This window comes from Bacteroides celer, assembly GCF_002632415.2.
Lineage (GTDB): Bacteria > Bacteroidota > Bacteroidia > Bacteroidales > Bacteroidaceae > Bacteroides.
Genome location: NZ_CP178209.1, coordinates 478,863 through 490,980 on the forward strand (window position 1 = coordinate 478,863; position 12,118 = coordinate 490,980).

General features: G+C 44.4%; 5 protein-coding genes. 4 read left to right on the plus strand and 1 reads right to left on the minus strand.

Annotation, left to right across the window (positions count from 1 at the left end; translation table 11 throughout):
- The first annotated feature begins 9 nt into the window (after window positions 1-9).
- On the plus strand, window positions 10-864 hold the full coding sequence (locus tag CJF29_RS01520; RefSeq protein ID WP_099146223.1) for a DUF4886 domain-containing protein: 855 nt from the start codon (window positions 10-12) through the stop codon (window positions 862-864).
- 669 nt (window positions 865-1,533) lie between these two features.
- Here CJF29_RS01520 and CJF29_RS01525 read toward each other — a convergent pair.
- Window positions 1,534-5,541, minus strand: a complete 4,008-nt coding sequence (locus tag CJF29_RS01525; protein WP_249225929.1) for a hybrid sensor histidine kinase/response regulator transcription factor — start codon at window positions 5,539-5,541, stop codon at window positions 1,534-1,536.
- Window positions 5,542-5,795: 254 nt separating this feature from the next.
- On the opposite strand from CJF29_RS01525, the gene CJF29_RS01530 reads away from it, so the two are divergent.
- Genes CJF29_RS01530 through CJF29_RS01540 form a run of 3 tightly spaced genes read left to right on the plus strand, consistent with a single transcriptional unit; the run spans window position 5,796 to window position 12,108 of the window.
- Window positions 5,796-9,044 (plus strand): SusC/RagA family TonB-linked outer membrane protein, encoded by a 3,249-nt coding sequence (locus tag CJF29_RS01530; protein ID WP_099146200.1) that lies wholly within the window; start codon window positions 5,796-5,798, stop codon window positions 9,042-9,044.
- A gap of 26 nt (window positions 9,045-9,070) precedes the next feature.
- Window positions 9,071-10,882 (plus strand): RagB/SusD family nutrient uptake outer membrane protein, encoded by a 1,812-nt coding sequence (locus CJF29_RS01535; protein ID WP_099146199.1) that lies wholly within the window; start codon window positions 9,071-9,073, stop codon window positions 10,880-10,882.
- 50 nt (window positions 10,883-10,932) lie between these two features.
- Window positions 10,933-12,108 (plus strand): glycan-binding surface protein, encoded by a 1,176-nt coding sequence (locus CJF29_RS01540; RefSeq protein WP_022276212.1) that lies wholly within the window; start codon window positions 10,933-10,935, stop codon window positions 12,106-12,108.
- The last annotated feature ends 10 nt before the right edge of the window (window positions 12,109-12,118 follow it).

Sequence of the window (12,118 nt, forward strand, 5' to 3'; positions counted from 1 at the left end):
TTGATTATAATGAAGCAATATAGAAATGTAGTGATTTGTATGTGCATACTGCTCCTTCTTGCCGGAGGAGCGTATGCGCAGCAAAAGACGGTCAGGATACTTGCCATCGGCAACAGCTTCTCCCAAGATGCCGTGGAGCAATATCTGCATGAACTTGCGGAAGCCGAAGGCATTTCAACCATCATCGGCAATATGTTTATTGGCGGCTGTTCCCTGGAACGTCATGTGAAAAATGCCCGTGACAATGCTCCTGCCTATGCCTACCGGAAAATCGGTACGGATGGAAAGAAACGGGAAAAGGGCAAGATGTCTTTGGAAACGGTGCTGGCAGATGAAGACTGGGATTACGTCAGCCTGCAACAGGCAAGTCCTTTTTCGGGAATGTACGAGACGTATGAAGCCTCTCTGCCGGAACTTATAGAATATGTAAAAGCACGCCTTCCAAAGAAAACAAAGCTGATGTTGCACCAAACCTGGGCGTATGCGTCTACTTCCAAGCATAGTGGATTTAAAAACTACAACTGCAATCAACTGACCATGTATCAGGCTATTGCCGATGCAGTGAAGAAAGCGGCTAAGGCGAATAAGATAAAGATTGTCATCCCTTCGGGCACTGCCATACAGAATGCCCGTACTTCTTTTATCGGCGACCATCTGAACAGGGACGGTTATCATCTGGATGTGAAGATTGGACGTTATACCGCTGCCTGTACTTGGTTCGAACGTATCTTCAAGCGCAATGTGGTCGGGAATCCTTATGGACCGGAAGGGTTGGATGAGGCGCGGAAAACTGTTGCCCAGAAAGCTGCCCATGCAGCAGTGAAACATCCGTATAAGGTAACCGAGCTGTCTATTACTAACTAACAATGGACATTGCCGCCTGTCTTGCAGCAAACCCCATGGTATTATAGATGACTTGACTCAAATGTAAATGCAGCACACCAAAGGCGATTTGATTGCTCGTGGTAACCTAATGGTGTACTGCATTTATTTTTCGTATATCGTATGGTTTACTCCATTAAGAACTGGCGTATGGGACAATGGCGTATGCCCTCATAGCTATAGAGCTATATATTCAGCGTGATGGGTATATATACTCACCATGCTGAATATACATGTCCACCAAGCGGGATCTATAGATCCACCACGTGGGCAAAAGTGAGGTGAAATGTGGGCTTATGGCTGCTTGCGCGTGGGCTCGAACACGCCAGCACGTGGGCTGAACAAAACAGAGCCTGTATTTGGGTAAAACAGAGGCTCTGTTACAATGAAATGCAGGCTCCGTTTTGTTACAACAGAGCCTCTGTTGAAAGTAAATATGGCAAAAGGAACTGGAGTTAAACACTTTTGCTTTCAGGAGTACTTTCAGCAAAAATCACCGATGAAAAGGGGCTTTTTTAAAGAACTGAAGGCTGAAGGCGGTTTTTATTCTAATAGTTAGTAAGGAATTTGACTGTAACAAGAAAGGGAACCGAGTTTCTTTCTCCATCTTTTATTTTTCATTGCAACAAAAGTATGCTTTCTTATAGGGAATCAGTCCTTTTTACAGTTGAATTCTGAAGGCAGGCATCCGAACTCTTCCTTGAAATATTTAGCGAATTGTTTGGGTGACAGTCCTACTTGATAAGCTATTTGAGAAATGCTTTCCTGACTCTGTTCCAATAATTGCTTTCCTCTTTTTATGCGCAAGACACGGATAAATTCAAGAGGGGACTTGCCTGTTATCGTCATTAGTTTTTTGTATAAGTGACCACGACTCATTCCGACAGTCATGCTTAGGTCTTCGACAGAGAAATCTGTATTGTCCATATTCTCTTCCACTGCTTGTATGGCTCGCTCAATAAGCCTTTCATCAATAGTGCTGATGGTAATCTCGGCAGGAGACACTTCAACTTTTCCGAATCGTTGATGGTTGCGGCTACTCCATTCTAACAGCTTTTGGATACGGAGTAGAAGAATATCCAGATTGAAAGGCTTGGTTATATAGTCATCGGCACCTTCACGCAATCCTTCCAGCATATGTTCCTGGGCGGTTCGTGCAGTTAGTAAAATAACAGGGATATGTGAGTAACGGAAGTCTCCCTTTATCTTATTACATAGCTCCAGTCCGTTCATTATCGGCATACGGACATCGCTTATTACAAGGCTGATATCATGCAGGGCCAATATCTCCATTGCTTTTTCACCTTGTTCGGCCTCATAAACAGTAAATCGGTCTTTCAGGCAGTCAACAATGAATTGTCGGAAATCTTCGTTGTCCTCCACAATAAGTAATGAACAACCTGTTGGCGTTTTTGCTTGCTCCGGTTCTTCCTGTATGTCTGGTCTTTCAGTTGGCGTTGCCGTGGGATTTATGTTCTTGCATTCATGTCGTATGGGGAACATAAATTCAAAGATAGTACCTTGGGGATGATTATCGCGAATTTGAATGTCGCCATTATGGAGAGTAACATATTCTTTGACTATATGCATGCCTATGCCACTGCCGATATAATCAGTGGATGAGTGTTCTTCTTGATAGAAACGGTCGAATATTTTAGCTTTGTTTTCTTCACGTATCCCGATTCCGGTATCCGCCACTTGGATGCAGGCATATTCTCTTTCATCTTTTATGATACGATCCAGCACTACGTTCACGCTTCCGTGATTCACGTTGTATTTGAATGCGTTCGATAATAGATTAAGCATTATGCGCTGCATTTTATTCTTATCAAAGTCTGTTTCCAGATTATCGGTTTTCAATGAAAGGCTGAAGGCAATATTCTTTTTGTCTCCGTACGAATAGAAAGAATCACATACTTCTTTGATGAAATCAGCCAAATCGCCGTGGGAAGGATTGAGTTGGGCTTTACCATTGTCCAGCCGACGTAAATCAAGCAGTTGGTTGATAACGTCCAGGAGTGCCAATGCATTGCGATGAATCAACTTCAATTCCTTTTTTATGTCTTGTGCCGTATTAGTAGCCAATATTTGCTCAAGAGGAGTGATGATAAGTGACAAAGGAGTGCGCAGGTCATGGCTTACATTAGTGAAAAAGCGTAATTTGGCTTCGTCAATTTCATGCTGCTGCACCGTTTCCATATCACGTTTTTGTTGAAGCAATAATCGACGGTGTTTCCGTTTCATGTGGATAAAAATAAGTGATATGGCACTCACCAACAGTAATGCATAGATGCTATAAGCTATATTAGAAAGCCAGAATGGCGGATACACATTGATGGAAAGTGTAGCACTTGCATCGTTTTCATAATCATGAACCTTCATTACCCGTACTTGAAGTTGATAAGTTCCGGGAGCCAGTTTATTGAAATAAATCCGGTTTCCCTCCAGCTTTGTCCATTCTTCGTTTTTATTGAGTCTGTATTCGTATTGTAGCTTGTGCAGATTGCCATAGTCCATAGCCGAGACTTCCACAGCAAAACTGTTGTCTGAATAGTTCAGGTTGAGGTTGTTAAGCAACTGGATGTTCTTTGTGAGAATGATACGTCCGTTGTGTGCGGGCCTGTTTGCATTGACACACTCATTATCAATATATAAGTCGGTGAATATTACTTGGCGGTCGAAGTAAAACAAGTCATTGCCGCGTGGGATAATTTTTACGTATCCTCCTCCGCCTCCGGCAATTACTTCATTCCTGTGATTGCAGAAGATTGAAAAATTATTGAAAGTAAGGTTACCGATTCCATCCTCTTCATAATAAGGGTGGCAACGGAAGTCGGGCATACTGGTAGCATCGGATTCCACTACTTCCACGTGGGTGATGCCATGGTCTGTAGTGAGCCACATATTGTGAGATGCATCTTCGATAATGGCACGTATATATGAATGGGAAACACCGTTTGCGGTATTCAAATTGATTAACTTATTTTGCTTCGGGCTATACACATTGACCCCTTTCCGTCCGCCTATCCATAGTAGTCCGCGTGAATCTTGATAGATGCAATTGGCGAACTTATCTTGTATCACTTCTTCACCGTCGGCAGTTTGTTCCAATATCGTCATTTCCCGGGTGGAAGTATTCATGTGGTACACTCCGGAACTGGTAGCCACATAAAGAGAATGACCATCAACATATGCCAGGTCGGCAATGTAATTGGTCAGTAAAGTTGAATTACTCATTGTATAATCTTTGAGCATTCCGGAAGGTTCCAGGCAGTAGAGTCCTTGCGAGTAAGTGGCAAACCATAAGTTACCGGCATTATCCTGTGTGATACGACGTATGTATTGAGGCAGTTCCACCGGATTATTTTCCGGCGCTTTGAGCGGAGTGAACTGCCCGTTCTGATAATAAAACGCTCCACCGCCGAAACTTCCCCACCACACTCTGCCTTTGTTGTCATGGAAAGAACAAACAATCAAGTCGGAAGGAATCTCTTTGTTCTTTGATTTATAATAAGTATAGGTGTTTTTATCCTTGTCGTAACTGGCTATGCCTTCACCGTCAAATCCCAGCCATAGTTTGCCCTCTCCGTCTTCGTAGAAACAACTGACATCCTCCAGTTGGGGACAATAATGGTTTTCGAATATCAGATTGTTCAAACCTGAATAGGCTACGCCCTGTTTGCCGGTTCCTATCCATATCACGTCGCGGTTGTCCTTATAGATATAGGTCACGTGATTGTCCGGCAGGGAATATAATTTGTCGACATCCTTGAATAGACGCGTCACCTTGCCCTTTTCTTTATCATACGGGCATATGAATATTCCTCTGCCATCGGTTCCTATCCAGATATTCCCTTTGCCGTCGTCGGTTATTGTGGTAATCATGGTTCGTTCTCTACTGAGTTCCGTTCGGGCGGCAAAGTCAATCCAGTTGTTTTCTGTCAGAGAATAACATTTGACATCTGCGCTGTGCGGGGCGTACACCCAAAGCCGGGAAGAAAAGTCCAGATAAATGTGAGGCACATAAGTGGTATGTATTTCCGTATGAAACAGTTTGGTTATGGATTTATGCATCCAATCTATGTTAATTACATTTCCATCGGTCATGAGAATGTAACATCTCTTGTTGCGGCATGCCATGTCGGCAATGTTTACGCTGCCCGGAAGTGACTGTTTGTATAGCGTTTCATCGGAGAAGATGTAGTAATACAATGTGTTGTTTGCAACACACCACAGGTTCTTGTCGTCATCTATGAATAATTGCCTGGGGCTTTCAAAGATACCTATCTTGTGCAGAAGAAGCTCCGTTCTGTTATCCAGTTCGTCCATTTCACGGTCATAAAAACAATAGTTAACCGGAGTTTTTATCCATATATTGCCTGCTGCATCTTCTGCTACCCATTCTACGCTATTGTTGTAAGCTCCTTGCCGGAGGGTAGTATAAGTCTTGAAATGATAACCGTCATAGCGGTTCAGGCCATCACGGGTAGCAAACCACATGAACCCATATTTATCCCGTTCTATCGCTTGAATATAATTGTCGGACATGCCTGTTTTTACTCCCAGCTGGTGAAAACTCATTTCGTTTGAAGCGTATGATGCCAGGCTATTCAGCAAGGAGATAAGAAGAAACAAAGGAATTCGTAAGTGTCTTTTCATAATTGTATCTTTTCACGTTGCTAAGTTAAGAATTCCGTTCATAAATCCCTTATCCCGAATGTATCATTTTAGGGGAAGATATGTGTCTTTTGTATCTTTTTCTATCCCGAATCGATTATTCTCCGGTCAGGATACAATTCGGATAGTTTGAAAATCAAATGAGAAATAGGCGGTACTTTTTTATTCGTACATTTGCCACAGTCAAAAGGAAGTCCTTAAATCGACAGAATAAAAACCTATCAAATATTTATATTATGAATCTAAAATCCAGAAAAACAGTATTTATCACAGGGCTCTGCCTGGCATCTCTGGTTAGTGGTGTTCCTCTTCCCGCTAATGCGTCTGCCGACACGACAGCAATGATACAACAGCAATCCGTTAAAATAAAAGGACGGGTGACGGATGCTTCGGGAGAACCGGTGATTGGTGCAAATGTAGTACAGAAAGGTACGACAAACGGAACTATCACTGATTTGAACGGTGATTTTACATTAACCGTTTCGCAAGGGGCGGTTTTACAGGTCAGCTTTATTGGCTATAAGCAGCAGGAAGTATCCTTAAAGAACGGACAGGCCCAGGTGACTGTTGTTCTTAAGGATGATGCGGAACTGCTGGACGAGGTTGTCGTAGTGGGTTATGGTACAATGAAGAAACGTGATTTGAGCGGTGCCGTTTCGCAGATAAAAAGTGACGACCTGATGAAAGGCAATCCTACTGATTTGAGTAAGGGGTTGGCGGGCAAGATTGCCGGTGTGCAGGTGAATCAGAGTGACGGCGCTCCGGGGGGCGGCATCAGTATTCAAATTCGCGGTACGAACTCTTTCTCTACCAATTCACAACCTCTTTATATTGTAGACGGCGTGCCGTTTGATACGGGAGATACCCCAGCCAGTGACACAAATAACAGTCAGAATAAATCAAACCCATTGGCATTTATCAATCCGCACGACATTCAGAGTATTGATGTCTTGAAAGATGCTTCCGCGACTGCCATATATGGTTCCCGTGGGGCGAACGGGGTTGTTATCATAACCACCAAACGAGGTGAGAAGGGAAATGAAAAGGTGGAATTCAGTGCCAACTTTACATTCTCGAAGATAGCGAAACGTATGGATGTGCTCGACGCATTCACTTATGCCAATTATCAAAACGAACAAGTGCTTAATGATTATAAATATAGTAATAAACCTTATGGCAAGCTGCCGTATCCCGGGGCTTGGGAATATCCGGCCTTGCCGGGTGGCGGAAACGATACTTCTGCAGGCAAATACCTGCCGGCACCGGAAGACTTCCTCCGACCGGGTGATTATGTAGATGAATATGGTAACATTTCCTATGTGGGGGTGGCCGACTGGCAGGATTTGATTTATCAGAACGGCTTTTCGCAGGAATATAATATCAGTGTATCGGGCGGTTCGGACAAGGGTTGGCACTCATTCTCCGGTAACTTCCTCAAACAGGACGGTATCATCAAGAATTCCGGTTTTACTCGTTATTCATTACGTTCCAATATAGGCAGGTATATAACCAAATGGTTGGAAATGGGCATGAATACCAGTTTCACGCATACTGATACGGATTTCTCGAAGACCAACTCTTCTGATTGTGGTGTTATCCGTTCTGCATTGGTGTTTCCCTCGACGTATGATCCGCAGAAGAATAAAGCAGAAACTGGTGAATTGAGCTGGCTTGCATCCAATCCGTTGGCTTATATAACCAACACAAAAGATAATTTGCGCAGCATAAATGTGTTCAATTCAAGCTATATGGAGGTTAAACTTTTGCCTTTTCTGAAGTTCAGACAGAATTTGGGTATCAGTTACACTAACAATGACCGTGGCATGTACTATGGCCGCGAAACGCAGGAAGGTTCGTCCACTACTAATATCAATGGCAAGGCCGAACAGTCAAGCAACTGGTGGTTGGGAATCACCGCCGAATCACTGTTGACGTTCGATAAGACGTTCGGTATCCATAGCGTTAATGCGGTGGCAGGTTTTACGGCAGAGAAATCCAGTTGGGGAAGCAAAGCAATGTCGGCCACGGGATTTCCCAACGACATCACTCAGGACTTCGATATGAGTTTGGGAGCTAATCCGGGCAAATTGAGGTCTGACAGGGGAGATGCAGCTTTAGCTTCATTCTTGGCACGTGTCAATTACACTCTCATGGATAAATATATCCTTACTGCATCCTGTCGTGCTGACGGTTCGAGTAAGTTTACCGATAAGAACAAGTGGGCTAGTTTCCTTTCCGGAGCTATTGCATGGCGTATGTCGGAAGAGAAGTTTATCAAAGACTTGGGGATATTCAGTAACTTGAAGTTGCGCCTGAGTTATGGTGAAACGGGTAACCAAGGTATCGGAAGTTATCGTACGCTGCCAATGCTTAATATGGCAAACTATCCTTTTGGCGGGGCTATCAACAGCGGCTTTGCCGAAGTGGACTGGAGAGGCCCGGTTTCCGATGACTTGCGCTGGGAGACGACTGCCCAATATAATGTGGGAATTGATATGGGATTCTTGAATAACCGCATTAACCTGACGGTGGATTATTATCATAAGAAAACACGCGATTTGCTTCAGGATGTGAAAATCCCTTCAAGTACCGGTTTCGGTAGCATGATGGTCAATAGCGGACACATCACTAATGAAGGGCTTGAACTGACCGGTAAGTTTTATGTATTGCAGAATACACCGCTGAAATGGAATATCGATGCGAATATCTCGTTCAACCGCAACAGGATTGGCGGACTGAAAGCTGACCAGTTTGCGCAGAAATTATGGAGTTCGGCTGATGAGGTGTTCATACAGCGCAACGGTTGTCCTATCGGGGCTATATATGGTTATGTAGAAGATGGATTCTATGATAATCTGGCAGAGGTGATGGCTTCGCCCAGTGCAGATATCCGCGCAAAAGGCGCCGGTATGATTGGTGAAATAAAATACAGGAACTTTGATGATAATCCCGATATTACTTCGGCCGACCGGGTGATTATCGGAGATACGAATCCTGATTTTGTTTATGGACTTACCAGCAACTTCGAGTGGAAGGGCGTTACATTGAGCTTTTTCCTGCAAGGAAGTCAGGGAAACGACATTTTCAATGGCAACCTGATGGATATGAAGATGGGGAATGTGGGTAATATCACCCGTGAAGCCTATAATACCCGCTGGACAGAAGCCAATGCCGCCCAGGCAAAGTGGCCGAAAGCCGTTTCGGGCTACGAACGTAATATGCTTATCTCTAACCGTTATGTAGAAGACGGCTCTTACTTGAAGCTGAAAAGCTTGAATATCGGGTATGTCTGGAAACCTAATTTCAAAGGTATCAGCAATGTCAATGTGTATGCCAGCGCAACCAATATCTTCACCATTACCGGCTATAGCTGGTTCGACCCCGAAGTGAATGCTTTCGGTTCGGATGCCTCCCGGCGTGGTGTTGATGTGTATTCCTATCCCAGCAGCCGCACATTCTCATTGGGCATAAAAGTAGATTTTTAAGATGATAAACAATTAAATGTAACTCCATGAAACTGAAAAAAATATATATCCTGTTATCTCTTTCTTTAGCAGGCATGACAACTTTCTCCGCTTGCCAGGATTTCTTGAGCGAAAAGCCATATTCTTTTGTGGGCCCGGAAGAGGTGGGCAACGATGATGCTGCAGTCAGCCAATGGGTGACCGGCGTGTACAGTAAATGGGCGGACGATATGTTCCGTTGGGGGAATTTCCCCCGCGTGCTTGATATGGACTGTGACTATGCTTCCGGTCCTGACTGGGCATTCAGCAATGCAGGTGCCGGCAATTATCAGGGAGATGATGTGACCAATACCATTTGGAAGGGTTGCTATAACTTGATTAATCGCGCTAATGTGGCTATTAAATATATCAATGCAATCACGGGTGCCGATGAACGGGTAAAGACGAATGGTCTGGGTGAGGTGTATTTCCAAAAGGCTTTTGCCTATTTTATGCTGGTAAAGGCGTATGGTGAGATTCCGTTGTTTGACAGGGCTGTCACGGACGGGGCGGGATACAACAATCCTCGCCGTCCGATAGCCGATGTCTATGCTGAAATAGTTCGTCTTTTGGAAGAGGAAGCCATTCCCCGTCTTTATAAGAATACGGATGCGGAGTATCAGACAGGGCATGTATGTGCAGGAACAGCTGTCGGACTGCTCGCTAAAGTATATGCAACCATGGCTTCCGGTGCACTTCCTGCAGGTGAGAAAATGACAGTGATGACCGGTTCGTCTTATTCATACAATGGTGACGATAAAGTCTTGGATATGCCTGTAAGGCGGGAGTTTGTAAAGACTCAGGTGAAAGGTTACGAAAGTTTCGATTGGAGGGATTGCTATGAAAAGGCTGCCAAATGGGCGGGATATCTGCTCTATCCTACTCCGGACAACAACTACGGCAGCCATGATCTGCTTCCTTATGACCAACTGTGGAAGCGTTCCGGACTGGGGCAAAGTACCGAACACCTGTTTGCCTTGCAAGGTGCCAACGGTGATGAACTTTATGGAAACAGTATCTTTGAATGGTATAATGGGATTGACAATGGACGCGGTGTAGTGGCCAGCGGTCTGTATATCGGCAATCGTTATCACTGGTATACTCTGTTCACCTCTCAGGATTACCGTATCACACAAGGAGTGAAACATCGTTTTATAGTAAGCTATCAGGACGAAGAGGGAAAACCGAAGAGCGGCTTTTTCTATCCGAACACGCCGGAGTACGTGCTGAAGGCCACAGGCTATGATGCTAACGGAAATTATGTGGCAGAACCGGAAGCTCCCTACAACGACGGACGTAACTATTACTTTAACGTATCGAACGAGTGTCTGGCATTCACCAACAAATATGCAGACGTTACAGACGCCACACAGAAAAAATCGGATGCCTACTGGCCTTTCCTTCGTCTGGCTGACATCGTGCTGATTTACGCAGAAGCGAAATGTGAATTGGATAATGGAGTATCTTCGGAGGCTATCAGTGCATTGAATAGGGTACGTATCCGTTCGAATGCTACTCTTGCATCGAGTTCCGGTGATGGAGCCATTGCTTCCAAACAAGCCCTGCGTTCCGCCATTTTTGAAGAACGTGCCAAAGAACTTGCGCTGGAAGGAGACAGGCGATGGGATTTGATTCGTTGGGGAATCTATGTGGAAGTGATGAACTCTATCGGCGGAATCAACAAGGACGGTTCTCAGACCCACTACGATGAAGCCGGTGTGAACAAACATCGTGAACAGCGTCATTTGCTCTTTCCATTGCCTTCTGATGAGGTTTCTACTAATGAAGCGATTGACAGCAATAATCCGGGTTGGAGTTAAAGTGCCTTCCCTATTCTAGAATAAAGTCAGAAATTTAAAATCAATATTTCATGAAAAGATTATCTTTCAAATCCATAACTCTTATGTGCTGTATGGCGTTGAGCTTTGGTGCTTGTCAGGACATAGTGACCTATAATGATAATTATGATGACGAAATGGCGTCAAGCGGTGCCCCCGTTATTGACGCTGTGTATGACTCCAAAGACAGGGATAAATTGTTGCCAATCACTGACGGAAATCTGGAGCAGATGATTGTACTCGACGGTTCCAATTTAAGCCGTGTGAGGAAAGTGATGTTCAATGATGTTGAACTTCCTGTCGGTGAGGTATATGCGACTGCCGGCAGTGCCTACCTTCCCATTCCCCGTCAGATTCCGTTGGAAGTGAATAATAAACTCTATTATGAAACGGAGTTGGGAAGTACCACTTATGATTTCACGGTGTCTGTACCTTTGGTTCAGGTGGACGGTCTGTATAATGAGTTTGCTCTTCCCGGCACATCTGTACAGCTGAAAGGTAAATACTTCGACCTCTATGGGTTCGGAGGCGCGAATTCCACTTCTACTGTCAAAATGAATGGTGTCGAGCTTGAGGTAGATTCCATCTCGGACAAATATATGTCAGTTGTCATTCCTGAAGATGCTCAGGATAACTCTGTCATCGAAGTGAGTTATATGGGAGCGGGTTCTGTTGCACATACCGAAAAAATCCCTTATCGTATGACGGATGCGATTATCTGGAACCTTTCTCATCCTGATGATTACGGACTCTGGGCAGGCAAAGAACTTATCATTAATGAAGCAGGCGACAATGAGCCCGAGATTCTCTATGGACCTTATTTTAGAGTAACCGGCAGTTATGGTGCCTGGAATTGGACGAATCTTGTTTGCGGAGGATTCAACTGTCCGGCTGATGTGGCGGCAGCTCCTGCCGATTACAACTTTAAGTTTGAGGTTTACTCTCCGACGGGACATCCGTTCTACGATTCGGCTGGATATGGCTATCTGATTCAGCTTAATAATGGCAATTATCCGTGGAATCCTTCTGCGAATGGCAGTTTCAATACTTACGGGAAGTGGTGTACTGTTTCGATTGATTTGCAGACTGTGTCGGGCAATGCTTTCTCGGAAGGATGGACAGGGTTGTCATTCATTCTCCAACCCAATTCGGATTGGAACGTAGACCACAGTTTCGCCAATATCCGTATTGAGAAGAAAATCCGGTAAATGATTATAG